The organism is Cupriavidus sp. CuC1 (genome assembly GCF_044627735.1).
Lineage (GTDB): Bacteria > Pseudomonadota > Gammaproteobacteria > Burkholderiales > Burkholderiaceae > Cupriavidus > Cupriavidus ulmosensis.
Genome location: NZ_JBIUHC010000031.1, coordinates 12,975 through 33,700 on the forward strand (window position 1 = coordinate 12,975; position 20,726 = coordinate 33,700).

General features: G+C 66.9%; 21 protein-coding genes. 9 read left to right on the top strand and 12 right to left on the bottom strand.

Annotated features, from left to right (window positions below; all coding sequences use genetic code 11):
* Positions 1-130: 130 nt before the first annotated feature.
* Positions 131-1,549 carry an NCS2 family permease gene (locus ACGLHR_RS15640; protein ID WP_400094995.1) on the bottom strand — a complete coding sequence of 473 codons (1,419 nt, stop codon included), beginning with the start codon at positions 1,547-1,549 and terminating at the stop codon, positions 131-133.
* A 514-nt stretch (positions 1,550-2,063) separates the two neighbouring features.
* On the opposite strand from ACGLHR_RS15640, the gene ACGLHR_RS15645 reads away from it, so the two are divergent.
* Positions 2,064-2,777, top strand: a complete 714-nt coding sequence (locus ACGLHR_RS15645) for a hypothetical protein (RefSeq protein WP_400094997.1) — start codon at positions 2,064-2,066, stop codon at positions 2,775-2,777.
* Here the strand turns inward: ACGLHR_RS15645 and ACGLHR_RS15650 are convergent.
* From ACGLHR_RS15650 to ACGLHR_RS15665, 4 genes are all read right to left on the bottom strand, one after another.
* Entirely contained in the window at positions 2,768-3,874 is a 1,107-nt protein-coding gene (locus ACGLHR_RS15650) for a tetratricopeptide repeat protein (RefSeq protein WP_400094999.1), read from the bottom strand. The genes ACGLHR_RS15645 and ACGLHR_RS15650 overlap by 10 nt on opposite strands.
* Before the next feature lie 80 nt (positions 3,875-3,954).
* The gene (locus ACGLHR_RS15655; protein ID WP_400095001.1) at positions 3,955-5,130 is read right to left on the bottom strand and encodes a CaiB/BaiF CoA transferase family protein; all 1,176 of its coding nucleotides are present in this window, start codon (positions 5,128-5,130) and stop codon (positions 3,955-3,957) included.
* 72 nt (positions 5,131-5,202) lie between these two features.
* Positions 5,203-6,180, bottom strand: a complete 978-nt coding sequence (locus tag ACGLHR_RS15660; RefSeq protein WP_400095002.1) for a Bug family tripartite tricarboxylate transporter substrate binding protein — start codon at positions 6,178-6,180, stop codon at positions 5,203-5,205.
* 58 nt (positions 6,181-6,238) lie between these two features.
* Positions 6,239-7,003 carry an enoyl-CoA hydratase/isomerase family protein gene (locus tag ACGLHR_RS15665; RefSeq protein ID WP_400095079.1) on the bottom strand — a complete coding sequence of 255 codons (765 nt, stop codon included), beginning with the start codon at positions 7,001-7,003 and terminating at the stop codon, positions 6,239-6,241.
* Positions 7,004-7,076: 73 nt separating this feature from the next.
* Here ACGLHR_RS15665 and ACGLHR_RS15670 point away from each other — a divergent pair, with 73 nt between their 5' ends.
* From ACGLHR_RS15670 to ACGLHR_RS15685, 4 genes are all read left to right on the top strand, one after another.
* On the top strand, positions 7,077-7,760 hold the full coding sequence (locus ACGLHR_RS15670) for a GntR family transcriptional regulator (protein WP_400095004.1): 684 nt from the start codon (positions 7,077-7,079) through the stop codon (positions 7,758-7,760).
* 171 nt (positions 7,761-7,931) lie between these two features.
* Positions 7,932-8,552: a flavin reductase family protein gene (locus ACGLHR_RS15675; RefSeq protein ID WP_318235965.1), complete on the top strand. Its 621-nt coding sequence runs from the start codon at positions 7,932-7,934 to the stop codon at positions 8,550-8,552.
* Between the two features lie 189 nt (positions 8,553-8,741).
* Positions 8,742-9,221, top strand: coding sequence for a DUF1348 family protein (locus ACGLHR_RS15680; protein WP_400095006.1), 480 nt, complete (start codon positions 8,742-8,744; stop codon positions 9,219-9,221).
* Between the two features lie 59 nt (positions 9,222-9,280).
* Positions 9,281-9,841, top strand: a complete 561-nt coding sequence (locus ACGLHR_RS15685) for a TetR/AcrR family transcriptional regulator (RefSeq protein ID WP_400095008.1) — start codon at positions 9,281-9,283, stop codon at positions 9,839-9,841.
* 15 nt (positions 9,842-9,856) lie between these two features.
* Here ACGLHR_RS15685 and ACGLHR_RS15690 read toward each other — a convergent pair whose 3' ends face one another.
* Entirely contained in the window at positions 9,857-11,386 is a 1,530-nt protein-coding gene (locus ACGLHR_RS15690; protein ID WP_400095010.1) for a diguanylate cyclase, read from the bottom strand.
* A gap of 515 nt (positions 11,387-11,901) precedes the next feature.
* On the opposite strand from ACGLHR_RS15690, the gene ACGLHR_RS15695 reads away from it, so the two are divergent.
* Both ACGLHR_RS15695 and ACGLHR_RS15700 read left to right on the top strand, forming a co-directional pair.
* Positions 11,902-12,285 carry a DUF2946 family protein gene (locus ACGLHR_RS15695; protein ID WP_400095012.1) on the top strand — a complete coding sequence of 128 codons (384 nt, stop codon included), beginning with the start codon at positions 11,902-11,904 and terminating at the stop codon, positions 12,283-12,285.
* 91 nt (positions 12,286-12,376) lie between these two features.
* Positions 12,377-13,330 (top strand): TonB-dependent receptor, encoded by a 954-nt coding sequence (locus ACGLHR_RS15700; protein ID WP_400095014.1) that lies wholly within the window; start codon positions 12,377-12,379, stop codon positions 13,328-13,330.
* Between the two features lie 58 nt (positions 13,331-13,388).
* On the opposite strand, the gene ACGLHR_RS15705 is transcribed toward ACGLHR_RS15700, so the two are convergent.
* Together ACGLHR_RS15705 and ACGLHR_RS15710 are read right to left on the bottom strand one after the other, a co-directional pair.
* Entirely contained in the window at positions 13,389-13,880 is a 492-nt protein-coding gene (locus ACGLHR_RS15705) for a TlpA family protein disulfide reductase (protein ID WP_400095016.1), read from the bottom strand.
* A gap of 393 nt (positions 13,881-14,273) precedes the next feature.
* Positions 14,274-14,609 (bottom strand): DUF4148 domain-containing protein, encoded by a 336-nt coding sequence (locus ACGLHR_RS15710; RefSeq protein ID WP_400095018.1) that lies wholly within the window; start codon positions 14,607-14,609, stop codon positions 14,274-14,276.
* A gap of 346 nt (positions 14,610-14,955) precedes the next feature.
* Between ACGLHR_RS15710 and ACGLHR_RS15715 the strand changes: the two genes are divergently transcribed.
* Positions 14,956-15,630 (top strand): heavy metal response regulator transcription factor, encoded by a 675-nt coding sequence (locus ACGLHR_RS15715; protein WP_400095019.1) that lies wholly within the window; start codon positions 14,956-14,958, stop codon positions 15,628-15,630.
* A complete protein-coding gene (locus ACGLHR_RS15720; protein WP_400095021.1) occupies positions 15,630-17,078 on the top strand; it encodes a heavy metal sensor histidine kinase in 1,449 nt (482 codons plus the stop codon). The genes ACGLHR_RS15715 and ACGLHR_RS15720 overlap by 1 nt, the downstream gene beginning before the upstream one ends.
* Positions 17,079-17,094: 16 nt before the next feature.
* Here the strand turns inward: ACGLHR_RS15720 and ACGLHR_RS15725 are convergent, their stop codons facing one another.
* Genes ACGLHR_RS15725 through ACGLHR_RS15740 form a run of 4 tightly spaced genes read right to left on the bottom strand, consistent with a single transcriptional unit; the run spans position 17,095 to position 20,724 of the window.
* Positions 17,095-17,436 carry a LysE family transporter gene (locus ACGLHR_RS15725; protein ID WP_400095023.1) on the bottom strand — a complete coding sequence of 114 codons (342 nt, stop codon included), beginning with the start codon at positions 17,434-17,436 and terminating at the stop codon, positions 17,095-17,097.
* A gap of 58 nt (positions 17,437-17,494) precedes the next feature.
* Positions 17,495-18,613, bottom strand: coding sequence for an NAD(P)H-dependent flavin oxidoreductase (locus tag ACGLHR_RS15730; protein ID WP_400095025.1), 1,119 nt, complete (start codon positions 18,611-18,613; stop codon positions 17,495-17,497).
* Positions 18,614-18,671: 58 nt separating this feature from the next.
* Positions 18,672-19,847: a YbfB/YjiJ family MFS transporter gene (locus ACGLHR_RS15735; RefSeq protein WP_400095027.1), complete on the bottom strand. Its 1,176-nt coding sequence runs from the start codon at positions 19,845-19,847 to the stop codon at positions 18,672-18,674.
* Positions 19,840-20,724 carry a LysR family transcriptional regulator gene (locus ACGLHR_RS15740; protein WP_400095029.1) on the bottom strand — a complete coding sequence of 295 codons (885 nt, stop codon included), beginning with the start codon at positions 20,722-20,724 and terminating at the stop codon, positions 19,840-19,842. Before ACGLHR_RS15740 ends, ACGLHR_RS15735 begins: the two co-directional genes overlap by 8 nt.
* Positions 20,725-20,726 lie beyond the last annotated feature (2 nt).

Consider the following 20,726-nt stretch of genomic DNA (forward strand, 5'->3'; position numbering starts at 1 on the left):
GCCCGCTTCGCAAAAAAGCCAGTGTCATCGTTGCGCTGGCTTTCAGTACCCGCTAGCGTGGATGCACCGCGCGGCCTGTCAGCCCGCGCGGTGCATCCTTGGCCGCGGGCAGTGCCGCGGCCGTCAAGCTTCAGATCGCCCAGCCGCCGCCGTAGAACACGGCCAGCGCCAGCGCAATCGCCACGGTGCCCACGTTCAGCTTGCGGTATTCACCGGCCACGATGCGGCCGATCACCAGGGTGCAGAAGCCCAGCATGATGCCGGTGACGATATTGCAGGTCAGCACGATAAAGACCGCGCAGACCAGGCCGGCCATGGCGTCGACCATATCGTCCATGTGCAGCTTGCTGACGCTGCTCAGCATCAGGAGGCCCACGTACATCAGGGCAGGTGCCGTCGCGTACGAAGGCACCAGCCCGGCCAGCGGCGAGAAGAAGATCACTGCCAGGAAGAGCAGGCCTACTACCACCGCGGCCAGGCCGGTCTTGGCGCCGGCCGCCACGCCAACGCTCGATTCGATGTATGCCGCGGCGGGCGCGCCACCGAAGAAGGCCGAGAAGATCGAGCTGAGCGAGTCCGTGGTCAGGGCACGGCCGCCGTTGGGGATCTGGCCTTTCGCATCGAGCTGGCCGGCTTGACCTGCGACGGCGCGAATGGTGCCGGTGGCGTCGAACACGGCCGTCATCACCAGTGCCAGCACGCTGGGCAGCACCGTCAGCGACAGCGCGCCCTTGATGTCCATCGCACCGATCAGCGAGGCATGGCCCGGCGCGCTCAGCGCGGGCAGCGCAAACACGCCAGAGAACTTCACGGCGGGATCGAGAGCCAGCCCCAGCGCGGAGATGGCGACGATCACCAGCAGGATGCCGCCCGGCACCCGGCGCCGTTCCAGGCCGAAGATCGCGGCCAGGCCGAGGACCGACATCACCACCGGGAAGGCCGTGATCTTGCCCAGCGCGACCGGCAGGCCGGCGCCCGGGTTCTTGATCACCAGGCCCACTTCGTTGGAGGCAATCAGCAGCAGGAACAGGCCGATGCCGATGCCTGTGCCGTGCGCCACGCCCGCAGGCAGGTTGCGCAGGATCCAGGAGCGCACGCCGGTCACGGAAATCGCGGTGAAGACCACGCCCATCAGGAAGATCGCGCCCAGCGCCACGGCGGGGGAGAGCCCCTGCCCGAGCACCAGCCCGAAAGCGGTGAAGGCGGTCAGCGAGATCGCGCAGCCAATGGCGATGGGCAGCTTGGCCCACATGCCCATCAGCAAGGAGCCGAAGGCCGCGGTCAGGCAGGTTGCGACGAACACGGCGCTGGTATCGAAGCCCGCCTTGCCGAGCATGCCCGGCACCACGAACACGGAATACACCATGGCCATGAAGGTGGTGACGCCGGCCAGCGCCTCGCGGCGCCCGGTGCTGCCGCGCGCGCTGATCTGGAAGTACCGGTCTAGGAAGCCATTGACTTCGATGGATTCGATGGCGTCGATGGCCTTGGCCTCGATCGCGTCGGTGCCGGGAGCGGTGGCACGGCCGGGGAACGGCTGTTCAAGCATGGCGGAGTGTCTCCTTTGTGGTGCGCTGGGGCGGCGGCTACGTCGCTCATACCCAGGCTGTCTCGCTTTTTCGTTGTCGTTGCCGAGGCCGTCATGCGGGCCGCTGCGCACATATTTGTGTCGCGCTCGGCACTGCATGTAGCCCGGTACGCCGCTGTCGGCCGGTTGCTCGCCACTCCGTGCTGGCGCTGCTGGTCCGACATGGCGCAAGACTAAGGGAGGGGCAGCATTCGTTCATAACGGCGCGAACATGGCTGACATTGGGAAATGAATATGAGTGACGGGTTGCGCTGGCGGCTGGCGGGGCGTTTGGAAAAGCGCGGATTGTGGCTGGGCGCGGGCAGGAAGGCAACTACCAGAGCGGCGATTGTGTGAACGCCGCCCGATTTGTCACGACTGCCCGGACATTTGGTAAGGGTTCCGCCGGCGGGCGCGGCAACTAGACGTATTCGTCTCTTCGCCCCTACACTGCATGGCCGCTCCGGCCCATCAACCGCCTCCACCTGGCTACGCCATGCAAGTAACTTTTCGTTGCGATCCGCTGTTGCAGGAATGCCTGCCGCGCCCGCAGCCTGCCCAGCAGGCGCTGCCGGACTGGGTGCGGGCGATGCGCCCCAAGGCGTTCTCGCCCCTGCACGGCCGGGACATCCGCACCATCAAGCAATGCCCGCCGTTCATCGATGCCATGACCCACGGCTTTGTGATCCTGCTGCCATGCGATGTGCGCGTGGAGCGGGGCGTGTTCTCCTGGGATTGGGACTTGCCAGAGCCGGGCATCGACGGCCATCCGCGCGCGCCGCTGAGCTTTCACGTGCCGGAGCAACTGGGCGGCACGCTACTGCATTCGGATACCGTTGCCCTGAAATTCAACAGCTTCTGGACCATCGAGCTGCCGCCGGGCTGGTCGCTGCTGGCGATGCATCCGGCCAACCGCTGGGATCTGCCGTTCCGCACGCTGAGCGGGCTGGTCGACGCGGACCGCTTCCATGACGTGGGCATCAATTTCCCGGCGCTATGGACCGATGCGGAGTTCGACGGCGTCCTGGCCAAAGGCACGCCAGTTGCGCAGTGCTGCCCGGTGCCGCGAACGGAGTTCGAGCTGTCCTTCGGCACGATCGACGCAGAGGGGGCCGGACGCTACGAGAAGCTGGCGGCGGAGGTGCTGACCACGCCCGGCGTGTATCGCAAGCGCTTTCGCGCGCCGCGCGAGCGGGGTGGTCAGTCCTGATTGCTGCCGAGGCTGCCGAGGCTGCCGCGGCTGGCCAGCAGGGCGCGCAGGGCGCCGAGGTCGGCCCATAGCCGGCCGTGCGGTCCCGAGCACAGCGCTTGCGCGATGCGGCCGAAGGTGTCTGGCGCAACGCGGTAGGCGTGGGCATAGGCGGCAAGGGCCGCGTCGGGCTGGCCGTCTTCCTGCAGCACGATGCCGAGGTTGACCGCCGCCGGCGCGGCGTCCGGACGGCAGGCCAGCGCACTGCGCAAGGCGGCCTGCGCGCCCCGCAGGTCGCGCCGGTCTTGCCGCACCAGTCCGAGCTGGATCCAGCCGTCGTAGTCCTGCGGATGCGCGCCGAGCAGGGCTTCCAGCGTGGCTTGCGCGGCGGGCAGGTCGCGCAGCTCCTGCTGCGCGATGGCCAGGTTCAGGCGCGCCTCCCGGCTGCGCGGCTCCAGCGCCACGGCCCCGCCGAAGGCGCCGGCGGCCTCGGCCTTGCGCCCGAGCGCATGCAGCACTTTGCCCCGCTGGAAATGCGCGCGCGCGATGTTGCCGTCCAGCGCAATGGCGCGGTCCAGCGCCGCCAGCGCGGCTTGCTGTTCGCCGCCTTCGCGCATCGTCTGCGCCAGTTCGATCCACGCCGGTGCAAAACCCGGTGCTCGCTGGATCAGCAGGCCCAGTTCCGCCACGGCATCGGGTGTGCCGCTGCGCAACCTGGCGACGCAGGCGAGATAGCTTGGCTCCAAGGCATTGCCGCTGAGCGCGCAGGCGCGCAGCAGATGCGGCAGCGCCTCTGCCGGCGCGCCATCGGCCAGCGCCGCCCGGCCGGCTATCAGGAGCGAGGGCAGGTGGTCCGGGCGCAGTGCGAGTCCCTGCGCGATATGGCGCCGCGCCAACGCGGCATCGCCGCGCTGCAGGGCAATCTGCGCGCTCAGCTGGCAAACGGCGGGATGCGCCGGATAGCGCCCCATCAGCGTGGCCGCATAACCGGCGGCCGCGTCGATGTTGCCCTGGTTCAGCTGCGCGATGGCCGCCGTCAGTCCGGCTTCCAGCCCGGTATGCGGCTCAGCGGCCAGCGCCGCGTCGGGTCCGCTCTGCTCCGTAGTCGGCTTGGTCATGGCAAGCGGCGTGGTTGCGGTGGGGCAAGCTTAACCGGTCTTGCCTGCCGGCGGCATGCTTGGGCCTGCTTCAGTCAACGTTAGCCAACACTGGCGTGCTGGCCGAACTCCTCCAGCAGCCGCGCGCGATGCTCGTCCAGCCTTGGGGAGCGCTGGAAGCTGCTCGCGCCTGCCTGGTTGCCGATCTTGATCGGATTGCCGGCCAGGGTGATCGGGCGGCCCTCGCCGATGCTGGCTTGCAGCAGCATGCCGCGCGCTTGCACGTGCGGGTCCTCGACGATGTCGGCCACGCTTTGCAGCGGGCCGTGCGGCACGCCCGCACGCTCCAGCGTGTCTGACCACGCGGCACTGTCCGCGTCGGCCAGGCGCGCTTCCAGGCTTGCCTTGAGCTCGGCGTGATGCTGGTTGCGCGCCACCACGGTGGCAAAGCGCGGGTCGGCTGCCAGGTCCGGCTGGCCGAGCGCGGCGCAGAGTTTCTGGAACAGGGTGTCGTTGCCCGCCGCGATGACGATAAAGCCGTCGGCGGTCTTGAACATATCGAACGGCGTGATGGAGGGATGGCGCGTGCCCAGCGGCGCTGGCACCGCGCCCGTGGCGGAGTGCCGCGCGATGGCGTTCTCCAGCAGCGCGACCTGGCAGTCGAGCATGCCGATATCGACGCGCTCGCCCAGCCCGGTGCGGCTGCGCTTGAGCAGCGCGGACTGGATGCCGATGGCGGCGTACAGCCCGGCGCCCAGGTCGCCGATGGACACGCCGACCCGCACCGGGGCGCCGCCGGTCTGGCCGGTCACGCTCATCAGCCCGCCCATGGCCTGCACCACCATGTCGTAGGCGGGCCGGTCTCGGTAAGGGCCGGTCTGGCCAAAGCCGGAGATCGACGCATAGACCAGGCGCGGGTTGGCCGCGTGCAGGGCCTCCCAGGTAAAGCCGAGCTTTTCCATCACGCCGGCGCGGAAGTTCTCCACCAGCACGTCCGCGCCCGCGATCATCGCCGCCAGCACTTCGCGGTCGCGCGGGGATTTCAGGTCCAGCGCGATGGATTCCTTGTTGCGGTTGACGGAGGCGAAGTACGCCGACTCCCCATCCACGAAGGGGCCCACGTGCCGGGAGTCGTCACCGCCTTCGGGGTTCTCGATCTTGATCACGCGCGCGCCAAGGTCGGCCAGCATCATGGTGCAGTAGGGGCCGGCGAGCACACGGGTCAGGTCCACCACGGTAAGGCCCGCGAGCGGGAGGTCTGCGGCAATGCGATTCATGGAAATCCTCTAAATCATTCGGGACCGGGCGAGCCCGGATACAGCGGGTGAGAGGGCAGCGCGCGCCGTGGCTCAGTCGATCTTGGCGCCGCTGCTCAGGGTCAGCTCCGTGACCGTCTTGCCTTCACGTTGCGCAAACTGCTTGAATTCCGCGGGCGACGCCGACGGCGAGACTTCCTCGCCGCGGCTCGCCAGCCGGGCCCGCAGGTCCGGCCTGGCGAGGGCCTTGGCCGATGCGGCAAAGAGCTTCTCGATCACGGCCGGTGGCGTTTGCGCCGGGGCAAACAGCCCATACCAGTTGGTTACGTCGTAGCCCTTGATGCCGGCTTCGGCGATGGTCGGATAGTTCGGCAGCACCGACGAGCGCTTGGCGGAGGTGACAGCAATGCCGACCACCTTGCCGGTATCGATCATGGCCTGCACGGAAGCCGGCGTGGCAAAGGTGAGCTGCGCGTCGCCGGCGGCCACCGCCTGCGCGGACGGCGCGCCTCCCTTGTAGGGCACGTGGGTGAGCTGCACGTCGGCCAGCTTGGTGAACTGCACACCAGCCAGGTGCGTGATCACGCCGTTGCCGGAGGACGAGTAATTGAGCGCGCCGGGATGCTGGCGGGCTTTTGCCAGCAGGCTGGCGACGCTGGTGATGCCGGATTCCTTGTTGGCCGCGAGCAGCAGCGGCGAGACGGTCAGCCGCGTAATGGGCGCAAAGTCCGTGGGCTCGTAGCGGATGTTCTTGTAGAGCACCTTGTCGCTGCCCATCACGCTGGCGGTGGCGATATACAGCGTGTAGCCATCGGCCGGCGCCTTGGCCACGGTGTCGGCGGCAATGGTGGTGCCGGCGCCGGGCTTGTTGTCCACGATGACGGGCTGCCCGAGTTCCTTCGACAGCGCGTCGCCATACAGCCGCGCGACATTGTCGGCGCCGCCGCCGGCGGGGAAGCCGATCACCACGCGGATCGGCTTGATCGGGAAGGCGTCCGTCGCCAGCGCGGGGCCGGCCAGCGTGGATGCTGACGCGAGCAGGAACAGCAGGGTTGGGTGCCGCTTGATCATCGTTGTCTCCAGGTTTTGTTTTTGCGTTCTATGTGCTGCCGCGCCGGCTCTGCCGTACTTACCTGCCGGTGAATACCGCAGGGCGTTTCTCGCGCCACGCCGCGGCGCCTTCGCGCAGATCCGCCGATGCTCCGGCTCGCGCGATCTCGCGTTCCAGCGCGGCCGTGTCCAGCGCGCCGCGCGCGATCTGGTTCAGCGCTTGTTTCATGCCCAGCAGGGCAATCGGCGCCATGCCCGCGAGCGTGGCGCTAAGCGCTTCCACCCGCGGCGCCAGCGCGTCGGCGGTGACGATCTCGGTCAGGAAGCCCACCTTCAGCATCTCGTCGGCATCGAGCCGGGCGGCCGTCAGGAAAAGCCGCTTGGCCGTATCCACGCCCAGCCGGCTCACATAGCGTTCCAGCCCGCCCCGGTAGAAATGCAGCCCGAGCCTTGCTGCCGGCATGAACATGTCGCAGTGAGGCACGCCCACGCGGAAGTCGCAGGCCAGGCAGAGGTCCGTGGCGCCGCCATACACGCCGCCGTTGACCGCCGCGATGGTGATGGGGCGCGCGGCTTCGATCAGGTCGATCAGTTCGCCAAACTCCGGCGCCCCCGCGGTATCCGCGTTGCCGAGCGAGCTGATGTCGTAGCCGCTGCAGAAGTACTTGCCGGCGCCGGTGAAGCGCAGCACCAAAACGTCCTCCATCGCGTTGACAGAGTTGATATGCTCGCGCAGTACCTGCAAATCATGCGGACTGAGCCGATTAGCCATCTCGGGCCGCTCGAAAGTGATCGTTGCGACGTTTTTATCGATGCTGAGCCGGGGTTCGCCTTGTTTTTGCATATAAGATTGATGTTTAGATATATTGAAATTGATTTTAGATATGCCCAAAGAGTCGTCAAATCGAGGTTTACCCGTGCAATCGCTCCAGGACAGGATCCGGGAGGCCATTGAGGAAGAGATCCACGCCGGCAAGCTGAAGCCGGGTTCGCAGCTGGACGAGCGCGCGCTGGCGGAGCAGTTCGACAGTTCCCGCACGCCGGTGCGCGAAGCCTTGCTGACGCTGGCGGCCCAAGGGCTGGTGACGATTGCCCCGCGCGCCGGGATCTTCGTGCACAAGGCGAGCGTGGCCGAGCTGGTGGCGATGTTCGAAACGCTGGCTGAGATGGAGGGCGTGGTGGCACGGCTGGCCACGCAGCGCATCAGCGAGCCCGGCAGGGCGGCGCTGGCGTCGGCATTCGAGCACGGGCGGGCCTATGTGGAGGCGGGCGACCACCCTGGCTATGTGGCATCCAATCGCGACTTCCACGATGTGCTCTACCACGCCTGCGCCAACCCATACCTGGCTGATCAGATCCGCATGCTGCGCCGGCGCCTGTCGATCTACTGGCGCCATCGCGGGCTGATCAATCCTGCTCGCGTGCCGGGTTCCTTCCAGGAACACGGCGTGATCGTGGCAGCCGTGCTCGACGGCAACGGGGACGCGGCTGCCGCGGCGATGCGCGCGCACATCTCGGCGGGCGGCAAGGCCATCGCCGACCTGGTGCTGCTGGCGCAGGAATCCTATGACGAATCCGCCGCTGGTTCGGGTACGCGATAACGGGGCGGCGAACGCGTCCGGGTGACAACTGGTAGCATCGCAAACAGCTTGTCCGGGCCGGCTGTGTGCCTACCCGACGACTCCGTATGGAGGGGGCGGCAAGCGCGCAAAAACGCTTGCAATAAGCAGCCGCCCCCGGTCTTCAACGCTCTCTTGCCGAGTGTCTGCAACGTGTCCGCCGAACCCTATTTCTACGAGCCCGCCAACGGGCATGGCCTGCCGCATGATCCCTTCAACGCCATCGTCGGGCCGCGCCCGATCGGCTGGATCTCCTCGCGCGGCAGCGACGGGATAGTCAATCTCGCGCCCTATAGCTTCTTCAACGCCTTCAACTACACGCCGCCCATCGTGGGTTTTTCCAGCATTGGCTACAAGGACAGCGTGCGCAATATCGAGCAGACCCGTGAGTTCTGCTGGAACCTGGCCACGCGGCCGCTGGCCGACGCCATGAACGCGAGCTGCGCGGCCGTGCCGCCGGAGGTCGACGAGTTCGAGCTAGCCGGGCTCACCCCGGTGGCCTCGCGCAGGGTCGCGGTGCCGCGCGTGGCGCAAAGCCCGGTCTCGTTCGAATGCAAGCTCACCCAGCTGGTCCAGCTCGAAGGCGTCGATGGCCACAAGGTGCCGACCTGGCTGGTGCTGGGCGAGGTGGTCGGCGTGCATGTGGACAAGGCGCTCCTGAAGGACGGCATCTATGACACAGCCGCAGCCCGGCCGATCCTGCGCGGCGGCGGCCCGGCCGACTACTTCGAGATCGGGCCCGAGGCGCTGTTCCGCATGCGGCGCCCGCGCTGAGCGCTTGCTGGGCGCTGTTGAGGGATTCCAGGCCGGCAGATTGCCGGCTTTTTCATACCTGCAAATTTCGCCTTGACAGACAGATCTGTCTACGAAAATAATGCAGACAGGTCTGTATCATTTGCTGTTTGCCAAACGCGCTACAGGCCACCCTTTTGAATCCCGTTCTGTCGCAGCCAGGAGAAGTCGATGTCGTCCAACCCCGAAATCCGTCCGCCCGTGCCCCCGTTCACCCGTGAAACCGCCATCCAGAAGGTGCGCGGCGCCGAAGATGGCTGGAACAGCCGCGACCCCGAGCGCGTGGCGCTGGCCTACACCGTCGACAGCGCCTGGCGCAACCGCGCGGAGTTCGTGAACGGGCGCGAGGCCATCGTCGGCTTTCTGGCGCGCAAGTGGCAAAAGGAGCTGGACTATCGCCTGATCAAGGAACTGTGGGCCTTCGAAGACAACCGCATCGCGGTGCGGTTCGCGTACGAGTGGCATGACGATTCGGGTAACTGGTATCGCTCCTACGGCAACGAGAACTGGGAGTTCAACGAGGCCGGCCTGATGCAGCGCCGCTTTGCGTGCATCAACGATGCACCGATCAAGGAGGCCGACCGCAAATTCTTCTGGCCCCTGGGGCGCCGGCCGGACGATCACGCCAGCCTGAGCGATCTAGGCCTTTAAGCCACTCGGCCCGATCAGGGATAATCCCCCCACTTTTCGCAGCAAGGAACACTTCAGCCATGGCCACGCCTTCCGCCCGCGAGCGCATCCTGGATACCGCGGCCCGCCTGTTCTACCAGGATGGGCTGCGCGCGACCGGCATCGACAAGATCATCGCCGAGTCCGGCGTGGCCAAGATGTCCTTGTACCGGCATTTCGCGTCCAAGAACGAGTTGATCGCGGCCTTCCTCGACCGGCGCCACGAGAGCTGGATGGGCTGGTTCGAGCAGGACGTGGAAGCGCGTTTCACCGCCGGCCCTGGCTTGGAGGTGATCGCGGACGCGCTGGCCGACTGGTTCACCGGCGGGGATTTTCGTGGCTGCGCGTTTATCAATGCGGTGGCGGAGGCGGGCGCCTCCGGCGAGGGCACCCAGGTGGCGCAATCCGTGGCACACAAGGCGGAGCTGGCGGCCTTTATCGGTTCGCTGGCCAGGCGGCTTGGCCTGCCGGAGCCCGAGGCCATCGCTGAAGAGGCGATGCTTTGCGTGGAAGGCATGATCGTGCGGTACCAGATGACAGCCGATCCGGGCGTGGTCGATGCCGGGCGGCGCTTGCTGCGCCGGCTGCAACAAGCGCACTGAAGGGGCGGGTTGCCTCTAGCCCGCCTGGGCCACGCTTTGGGCCTGGCTCCTTTGCCCTTCGTCCGCGGCGATGGCCACCCGGTTGCGCCCGGACGCCTTCGCCTCGTATAGCGCTTCGTCACTTGCATTGAAGAAGACCCGCAGGCTTGCGAAACGTGCGCGGCCCTCTGCGATAGCCACACCGATGCTGACTGTGAGTACCTGGTTGGCGCTCCCCGCATTTGGGATCGCCAAGCTCTCGACTGCCGAGCGAATCTTCTCGGCCACGGCGATGGCACCTTCCACGCCTGTGTTGGGCAGCAGCACGGCGAATTCCTCGCCGCCATAGCGGGCGGCATAGTCGCCAGGCCTGCGGATATTGTCGGCAATGCAGCGGGCGACCGCGGCCAGCGCGTCGTCGCCGCCCGCGTGCCCGTAGCGGTCGTTGAAGCTCTTGAAATGATCGACATCGATCATGAGCAGGGACAAGGTTTGCTGGTTGCGCCATGCCCGGCGCCATTCGATGTCGGCGGCTTCATCCAGGGCGCGCCGGCTGCCGACACCGGTCAGGCCGTCCGTGTTGACCATGAGCCGCAGATGTTCTTCCATCGCCAGCCGGCGTCTGAACTGCTGGGCAATCAGCACCGAGAGGGCGATGAGCATGATGTCGAGGGCGAGGATCAGCCCGCCAAGCAGCCACGCCCTTTTGCGCCATTCCGCGTAAACGTCGTCAGTCGACAGGCCAACGACAACCATCAGCGGGAAGCCGGTAATGTGGCGGAAGTCATATAGCCGTTCAGTGCCATCCAGTGCGGCAATGCCGACATAGGATCCTTGCGAGGCTTGAGTAAGCGGAGCGAAGGACGGGCTGCTGGCAATGCTCTGCCCAATGGTGCCTGGGTTGTCCGGGCGGCGCATGAGAACGATGCCATCGTCCCGCAGCAGCGTGATGGTGCCCCCCGGGCCAAGCTTCGTCCCCTCGAAGAGCCGCCTGAAATAGTGGATGCGCAGCGTGCCGACGACGATGCCGGCAAAGCTGCCGTCGGCGTGCGACAACCTTCGGCTAAGGCCGATCGACTGGCCACCGTCCGTCATGCGAGGCTGGAACGGCTGGCTGAGATACAGCCCTGCAGTGGCCGAATCGCGATGCACCTTGAAGTAATCCCGGTCAGCGAGATTGACGGGACGCGCAGGGGTCGAGCGGGAGTCGAGCACGAGTTGGCCTTGCTCGTCCGTCACCAGCAGGGAGCCCACGTCCGTTGCGGTCGTGGAGCGGTCAAACAACACTAGCTGGCGGATGGCGGGAGGCAACCGGAGAATCTCGGGATCCTTGACGCCGTCGATCACCGAGTGCATCGACAGCTCATAGATTTCCAGATTGCGGGCGATATCGTGCTCCAGGATCAGCGAGAGATTGGCGGCCCCCTCTTGTGCGCGTGCAAACGCGTCCTGACGCATTTCAAAGAGCGCACAGCCTCCGATGGCGGCGATGGCAACAGCAAGCGCGACGCTGCTGGCCACGAAAAGATTGGGGGACTTGAAGTTCACTTTTTTGACGCCGGCCAAGGCTATCTGGGGTTTTTGTTTGGGATTGTCACTCCGCCCAAGCGCGAGCGCGCCGATTGTACTCGCTCAAATACACGTGCCCCGCACTGATCCTACTTCATCATGTTGCTCCTGGCCCAATGCCTTGGGAAACCTCGCGCCGGCGGGTTGCTTCTCGTGTCGGTGAGCGACTTCAGCACTTGGCAGATGCGCGCGCCGTCAACACGATGATGTTCTGCCCGGGCAGCGGTCGCGCGCTGCACGCGGGGCAAGTATAAATTCTGATAAGGGCCGGCGGGCGCCATCCCGAGCGCGTTGGGATAGTGGCGTAGCGTACAAAGTGCAGAGAAATCCCGGCGTAGACTCAAAATGACAAAGGCCACGGGAGATTTGAGTTACCGGCGGGCGCACATACCGGCCCCGGCGTCGCTAGGTGCGACGCTGTGTCCCACCCGTATCGAACCGAATGAAACTGAAAGGGGCGGCCTTGGCAGCCGCGCGTCCCTATAATCAGCCACCCATTTTCTCGGCACCAAATGTCATTCGCACATCGGATTGTCTTGTGGCTCGCGTTGCTCGGCATGGCGCTGCACACGCCATGGCCGATGATGGCCCACGGGCAATCCGCCGAGGGAGTGATCGATCACACGATCTGCAGTGCAGGCGGGATCCCCGTCGTCTCCATAGACGATCAAACGTCCCCGAATAAGGACGCCCCCGGCGGCCACGAGAGCCTCAGCGATTCCCTGTGCTGCCTGGTCTGCGCGGATCTCGGCAACACCAATGCGATACCGCACGTACCGTTTGCCTTTCTGCCTCACCTCAGACAGCTTGGCTTCGCGCGGCCAGTGTTACAGCGGAATGCTTATCGGCCCCCGGGAGTTCTTCGCGCGACGGCCCGAGCGCCGCCCTTGGCATGAGTGGCTTTGCCTGACCACCCGCGCGCTCCACACAGCGCGCGCCCATGCCACGGGCGAATTACCGGTTCGCCCCCGTATTGCCCAGAACACCATGAATCCGATCCTTCGCGCCGGCACCGCAGGTGCCGCCTTGCTATGTCCCGCATTTGCGTTCGCGTGCGCAAGCTGCGGCTGCACCCTGAGTTCTGATTGGGACAGCCAGGGGTTCTATTCCGACTCCGGTCTGCGCCTCGACCTGCGCTATGACTACCTGAACCAATCCCAGTTGCGATCGGGCACGGGCGCGGTTAACCGCGCGGCCTATCCCATCCCGAACGACCGTGAGCTCGAGCAAGGCACAATCAACCGCTACACCACGCTCGGCATTGACTACAGCTTCAACTCGGACTGGGGCGTCAACGTCCAGGTGCCCTATGTGAGCCGGACCCACTCCACAATCTCGCCTGGAGACACCGATGTGTCGGGCTCGTCCGGCAACGGGCTGGGCGATGTCCGCGTGATCGGCCGCTACCAGGGGCTTCTGGAGACCAAGAACTTTGGCCTTCAGCTCGGCGTCAAGCTGCCAACCGGCGGGTTCCACCAGAATTTCAATTCGGGGCCATCGGCCGGCACCCCGCTCGACCGCGGCCTGCAATTCGGCACCGGCACCACCGACCTGATGGCGGGTGTCTACTACTACAGCCCGATCAGCCAGGATTTCGACGGTTTCGCCCAGGCGATGGTGCAGCTGCCGCTTGATTATCGGGAGCAGTACAAGCCGGGTATGTCCCTATCGGTGAACGCCGGGGTGCGATACGTGCACTTCGAGGCCGTCACTCCCCAGTTGCAGGTCAACACGCGGGTGGCCAAGCGCGACCTTGGCGACAATGCGGACACGGCGAACAGCGGCGGCACGCTGGTGTACCTGAGCCCGGGCGCCACGGTGAGCCTGAGCAAGCAGGTCAAGCTCTACGCCTTTATCCAGTTGCCGATCTACCAGCGTGTCAACGGGCTGCAACTCGCCCCGCGCTGGACGGGGACGATCGGCACCCGCTACGTCTTCTGATCCTGCTGATCCTGCCAGGCCGGCCGGGGCCACGGGGCCCGGCCGGCGATCCGACGGCCTACGGCCTGAGCAGCGGTACGACCTGCTTCTCCAGCAATTCCAGGTCGACGGTGGGCTCTGCATGCCAGCCGTCCCTGCGCAGAATGCCGTGCTGGTCGACCACGAATGTCACCGGGATGCGCCACAGGCGCCCGAAGCCCTTTACGTCGGCGTCGCCGACGAAGGCCAGCGGGAAGGTGTAGGACTTCATCACCGTCTGTGCTTCTGCCTGGTCGCTGGCCTTGTCGATGCTCACGGCAATCACATCCACGCCTTGCGCGTGATATTTTCGATAGAACTCCTCAAGCGCCGGCATTTCTTTACGGCATGGCGCGCACCAGGTCGCCCAGAAGTTGATGATCGTAACTCGGCCAGCCGCAACGGCCGGCGTGACGTGGTGACCGTTGGTGAGCTTGATATCGAAAGCCGGGACCGGCTCACCGACCTCCAGTCCGCCAGCCACGGCTGACATCGAGAACAAAGCACAAGTCAGAACCGAGAGCATGCGCATTTGATGGCACTCCAAAGCCATTTAGTAGTCCGCATTTTACTGCCGCAGGCAGATTCATAAACGCACCTCGCTGCGTCGCCCACCTCATCGCAGGCGGGGGGGCGCATGCGGATCGAGCAACGGCAGCAAATTGGGAAGTCCGTATTGTCGATTGTTGGGTAGGGGCGGCATTGGACAGGCGCTTGTGGCGCGGCCGCACAAGCAGCCGGTTTCGATAGGGGGGGCAGAAGAGTTTGAAGCCGGACTTGCGACGCGGTGCGAGAGCACCGGTATGGCAATACATGGCCGTAGCAAGCTTTGACGCCGCTGCCACTTGTGTTTCGCATGGCGAATGCCGCGTTGCAGATGCGCGATTCACGCCCGGAACGGGTAGCGTGCAGCGGCGTTGATGCGTCATGCGCCGTAGTAGAAGGGGCTGCGCACGGCATCGATCCGCGGTTGCATGCTGGCGCTGGCCTGAGACTGGCCTTCAGCCTGCGGCGGCGTGCTTGCCGCGGCCCCCTTCGCTGCTGCGGCATCTTCCGCTGCCACCTTGGCTTCGGCCGCTTGAATGTCCTTGGGATAGGTCGCGTCGTCGCCACGGCTCGGCTGGTAGCCGGCCTGTTCCAGCCGGATCAGATCGGCGCGGACTTCGGCGCGGGTGAGGGGTGCCTGCTCGCTTTGCGCGAAGGACAGGGCCGGCGCTGCCAGGGCGCAGGACAGCAAGACAGTGCGAACGATGGCTTTCATGATGCGTTACCTCTTTCAGTTGGAATGCCCCGGTGTCGCTGGGGCCGTCGCGCTTTCATCGAGATAATGAAAGGCTGAAACCAGTATTGGTTTTGCACGGTGACCTCGACCTGACCATCTCATTACATTCCCGTCATGCACCGCTAGTGCCCCTAGTGCCGCTAGGGCCGCTTTTTTACGTTGGCCGCAGTGATCGATGGCCGCATTCCAGGACGCCAGGGCCGCCGGTAACGCCGTCGAATCGATTACAGATTTGTCATTCAGGCGCGCCGCGCCAACGGCTATCATCCGAGCATGCAGGGCGCCCGGAGCGCGCCTTGCCGGCACTGGCTAGGCGAGGGCAGACATGAGAATTCTGGTGGTGGAGGACGAACCCAAGACTGGCGAGTACCTGCGCAAGGGGCTGACCGAATCGTCCTTCGTGGTCGACCTGGCGGTGACCGGCGCCGATGGCCTGCACCAGGCGCTGGACGCGGCGTACGACCTGGTCATCCTCGACGTGATGCTGCCCGGCATGAACGGCTGGGATGTGCTCAAGCAGCTGCGCGAGCACAAGGACACGCCGGTGCTGTTCCTGACCGCGCGCGATGAAGTGGAGGACCGTGTGCGCGGGCTGGAGCTGGGCGGCGACGACTATCTCGCCAAGCCCTTCGCCTTTGTCGAGCTGCTGGCGCGGGTGCGCACCTTGCTGCGGCGCGGCCCGGTGCGCGAGGCCGACCGCATCGAGATCGAAGACCTGGAGATCGACCTGATCCGCCACCGCGTGACGCGCGCCGGCCGGCGCATCGAGCTGACGCCGCGCGAGTTTTCCCTGCTGCATTTCCTGGCGCGCCGGCACACCGAGGTGCTGAGCCGCACACAGATCGCCTCCCATGTCTGGGACATGAATTTCGATAGCGATACCAATGTGGTGGATGTGGCGGTGCGCCGCCTGCGCGCCAAGATGGACGACGATTTCCAGCCTAAGCTGATCCACACCGTGCGCGGCATGGGCTATGTGCTGGAGTGCCGGGAAACCTGATGCGCAGGCTCTCGCTCACTGCCCGCCTGGCGCTCGCCTTTGGCCTGGTTGCCGCGATCGTGTTCGGCGGCGCGGGCGCTTACCTGTACGGCGCGCTGGCCACGCAGGTGATAGAGCGCGACGATGCGGAACTGCTGCGCAAGGCGGCGCGCGCGCGCACCGAGCTGATGGAGCAGGGTGCCCAGCCCAACAGCGACTGGCGGGAAGTGGCCGGCGTGGTGTCCGGCAACGACGAGTATGCGCTGGTGGTGCGCGCCCCCGGCGGCGCCGTGCTGCTTGCCGCCAATGCCGGAGAAGGGCTGCCCGCCGTGCAGCCGGTGGCGCCGGTGGCACCCGATGCGCAGCTCGGATTCGAAGCGATCCGCGCCTGGACCACGCAGCAGGGCTACCCGGTGCACGGCGTGCAGGTGTTGGTCCCCATCGGGCCCGGCGCGGGCGCCACCTCCACTTCCACCTCCACCACCACCCCGCAAACGCTGACCTTCACGCTCTACCAGACCGCCATCTCCCGCACCACGTTGCTGCGCGCATACCGCGCGAAACTGCTGCTGACGGGACTGCTGGGCACGCTGGGCGTGGCCGGGTTTGGCTACCTGGTGCTACGCGCCGGCATGGCGCCGCTGCGGCGCATCGCCGCCGGGGCATCGTCGGTCACGGTGCGGCGGCTCGAACTGCCGATCGACCCGGCGCAGCTGCCGCCCGAACTGGCGGAACTGGCTGCGGCCCTGCAACAGATGATGGACCGGTTGCGCGATGGGTTCGAACGTCTTTCCCAGTTTTCCGCGGACCTGGCGCACGACTTCCGCACGCCCATCGGCAACCTGCTCGGGCAGAGCCAGGTAGCGCTGTCGAGCGAGCGCAGCGCCGACGAATACCAGGCGCTGCTGGCGTCCAATATCGAGGAATACGAACGGCTCGCCCGCATGATCGAGAACATGTTGTTCCTCGCGCGGGCTGAGAACGCCCGCGTGGCGGTCAATCCGGCGCGCCTGGACCTGGCGCGCGAGCTGGGCGCGCTATCCGACTATTTCGAGGGACTGGCGGAGGCGAGCGGGGTGGCGATCGCGGTGGATGGCGGGGGCGCCGTGCTGGCCGATCCGCTGCTGCTGCGGCGCGCGGTCAGCAACCTGGTGGCCAATGCCATCCGCTACACGCCCGCCGGGCAAACGGTGGTGATGGCGGCGCGCACAGGTCCCGCAGGCAGCAGTATCGAAGTGCGCAACCCCGGGGCCGGCATCGCGCCGGAACACCTGCCCAGGCTGTTCGATCGCTTCTTTCGCGGCGATCCCGCCCGTACCAACTCGGGAGAGTCGGCGGGCATAGGCCTGGCCATCGTGAAGTCCATCATGGACTTGCACCATGGGCACGTTGAGGTGGAATCCGAAGTCGGGGGAACCACGGTCTTCAGGCTACTGTTTCCGGCGAGCATGGCAGATCCTGCGTCGTAGGATGTCGTTGCCGGTGTTACTGCCGCAGCGACGTGATCAGCCGGATGCCGAGCAGCGCCATCACGCCGCCGGCCGCGCGATCCAGCCACAGCTTGAAGCGCAGGTAGAAGGCGCGCGGCCCCGCCGACGACAGCGCGATCGCCACGATGGCGTACCAGCCCGTCTCGATGGCAAAGACCATCAGCGGCAGCGCCAGCAGTAGCGGCGCCGGCACCTGGGCGGGCAATAGCGCGGCAACCACGCTGGCGTAGACCACCGCCGTCTTGGGGTTGCTCAATTGCGTGGCGAAGCCGCTCAGCAAGGCGCGGCCGCGCCCCGGGGCGGGCGATCCACCGCCTGCCGGCGCGCCGGCAGCCATCGCTAGGGGCGCGCTGGCGCCGAAAGCCAGCGCCGATAGCCAACGTCGATAGGCCCGCTCAGTCAGTGCCGAACCCCGCCCCGCTCAGCGCCGCAATCGTCTGCACCAGCTCCTCGCGCAGTGTCGCCACGAGTTGCGCTGCCGGCAGGGCGCGCGCCAGTGGCGCGGCTTGCCCGGCCCATTGCGCGGCGTAGTCCGCATTGCCGCGCGCCTTGGCCGCCGCATGCAGCGCCTTGCCGGCGTCATAGGTGATGGGGTAATCGGGGATCGCCGGGCGGTCCGCCGCCTCGCCCAGCTCGGTCAGCCGGTTGACGAAGCCGCGCGCGGCCCGGCCGGAAATGGCGCGGGTCAGCGTGGTGCTGGCCGGCTGGTCCGCCAGCAGTGCGGCGCGGTAGGGCGCGTCGGCCACGGTCTCCGGGCAGGCGACGAAGGCGGTGCCGAGCTGCGCGGCCTGCGCGCCCAGCGCCAGCGCCGCGGCAATGCCGGCGCCGTCCATGATGCCGCCGGCGGCGATCACGGGCACGCTGGTGTTGCGGACCAGCAGCCGTACCAGCGCCAGGGTGCCGAGGCCTTCGTCATGCCCCTGCGGCTTGAACGTGCCGCGGTGGCCGCCGGCTTCCACGCCCTGGGCCACGATGGCATCGACGCCGGCATCGGCGATCTGCCGCGCTTCGTCCAGGCTGGTGGCCGTGGCCATCAGGAAGATGCCGGCTGCGTGCAGCGCGTCGATCCGGGCCTGCGCCGGCAAGCCGAAATGGAAGCTCACTACCGCGGGCCGCTCTTCCAGCAGCATCGCGAACATGGCATCGTCGGCGACAAAGCTGGTGTAGATCTCGCGCAGGGCGGCGGGCGGCGTGGCGCCGAATTCGGCGAAGCTCGGCGCCAGGTAGGCCAGCCATTGCGCCTCGCGCGCCGGGTTTGCGACGGCGGGAGCATGGCAGAACAGGTTGATGTTGAAGGGCTTGTCCGTCAGCGCGCGGGTCTCGCGGATGGTCTTGCGAGCGCCGTCGGCGTCCATGGCGCCGACGCCGAGCGAGCCCAGGCCGCCGGCATTCGACACGGCCGCGGCAAGCGCCGGCGTGCCGACGCCTGCCATTGGGGCCTGGATGATCGGGGCGGCTAGGCCGAGCCGGGAGAGCAGCGTACGCGGTTGCGTGGCGTGGATGGGGTTGGTCATTGACGGTTTCCTCGTTGAGGGGTGGGTTCTGTGCCGCGCGCCGGGCATGCGATGGCCTTCACAGGAAGCACAAGGCGGCAGAGGCCAGCAACGCGACAGCGGCGGCGGCAAGCGGGCCGCTGAAGCTATGGCTGTGCGCCATCAGCGCATCGGATACCAGCGGGCCGGCGATCTGGCCTACGCCATAGGCGGCGGTCATGATGGCAAGCAGGTTGAATGTCACGCGGTGTGCCACGCGCTTTGCGGCGGGCATGGCGATGGTCACGGTGCCCACGAAGGTGCCGCCCACCAGCAGCGCGCTAGCCAGGTAGGCCACGGCCGCGTGGCTGAGCGCGGGCAGGATCACGCCCACCGCCTGCACCAGCAGGTTGAGCGCAAGCGCGCGCCGCGTGCCGAGGCGGCCGTGCAGCGCATGCCAGAGAAAACACGAAGGTGCCGCGCCAAGGCCGAAGGCGGCCCAGATATGGATGGGATCGATGTGGCCGAGCGCGTCGCGCACAAAGAGCGGCAGGTAGGTTGCCGTGACGATGTAGCCGAATCCCGCCAGCCCGTAGCTGGCCACCAGCGGCCAGGGCCCCGGGCCGCTGGCATTGGCCTCGCCCGTGGCACTGGCAACGCCATGCGGCTGGTGTGCTTGCACGCGGCCCCCAAGATACGGCCATGCCAGCAGGCTAAGCACGGCGGCGCCGCCGCCTATCGCGATCCACAGCAAAGGGCTGTGCCAGCCCGCCAGGTTGCCGGCGGCGATCAGTTCGGCGGACAGCAGGATGCCGGCACCAACCCCCGAGAACAACAGTGGCGCGCCATGCGGATGGCCGACCACCTGGAACAGCCACACGGACGCGCAGATCAGTGCGATGGCACTGAGCACGCCCGCCAGGAAGCGCACGCCGATAAAGAACCAGGGGGCGGCCGGCACTGCCAGCGCCACCAGGCACAAGGCGGTGCCGAAAAGGGCGATGCGGCAAAAGCGCGGCGCAACGCGCTGCGACATGCGGGTGACCGCGAGGGCGCCCACGAGATAGCCCGCATAGTTGGCGGACGCGGCCAGCGAGCCGGCGCTGACGCTCAGCAGGCCGTCGCGCACCATCAGCGGATACATGCCGGTGAACGCGAAGCGTCCGAAGCCCATGCCCACCGCCAGCACCAGCGCGGCGGCCAGCGATGGCATCCAGGGCGCCATGGCATTGCCCAAAGACTGCGGCGCTGCTGTGACGTTGCGGGTCCTAGCCATGCTGCAGCTCCGTCAAAAACGCCTCGTATGCCGAGGTGGCAAAACCCGAACGGCGCACCAGCAAGGTGTGCGCGGTACGCACTGGCACGGCTTGCAGGCCTGCGGCATCGGGGTGCAGCGCCAGCAGCGACCTTGGCAGGATGGCCACGGCCGAGCCCGCCGTCACGCAGGCCAGGATCGCGTGGTAAGACGCCAGTTCCAGCACGTTCAGCGTCAGCCGGGGGCCCTCGCCGCTGGCGAGCCAGGCCTCGGCGCACAGGCGGTACGTACAGCCGCGCGAGAACGTAGCCAGGCTGCGCAGCTTGATGTCCTGCGGCGTGCGCACCGGCGGATGGCTGTGCGGCAGCACCAGCAGCAGTTCTTCGGAGAACAGGAACGTGCCTTCCAGGCCCGGGCCGAGCACGTCCATGTCCAGCGTGTCCGGCGCGCCTTCGGATGGATGGGCCACCACGGCGCAGTCGATGCGATGCGCCAGCAGTGCGTCGATCAGGGCTTGCGTGGTGCCGGTCTGGATCTCGATCCGCACATCCGGCCATTTGCCGTGATAGCGCGCCAGCGGGCGGGGCAGCCGGCTGGCGGCCGAGCTTTCCATGCTGCCCACGCGCAGCGTGCCCGAGGGCACCTCGCTGCGCATGGATTGGCGGGCCTCCTCGGCCAGCGCCAGCAGCCGCTCGGTGTAGCCCAGGAAGCGCTGGCCTTCCGGCGTCAGGGTCATGCGCTTGCTGTCGCGCAGGAACAGGACGACGCCGAGCTCCTCTTCGAGCTGCTTGACGCGCGTGGTGACATTCGACTGCACGCGGTCCAGGGTCTTGGCGGCCCGCGTGACGCTTTCTTCAAGCGCAACGGCCCGGAAAATCTCAAGTTCGGCCAGATCCACGG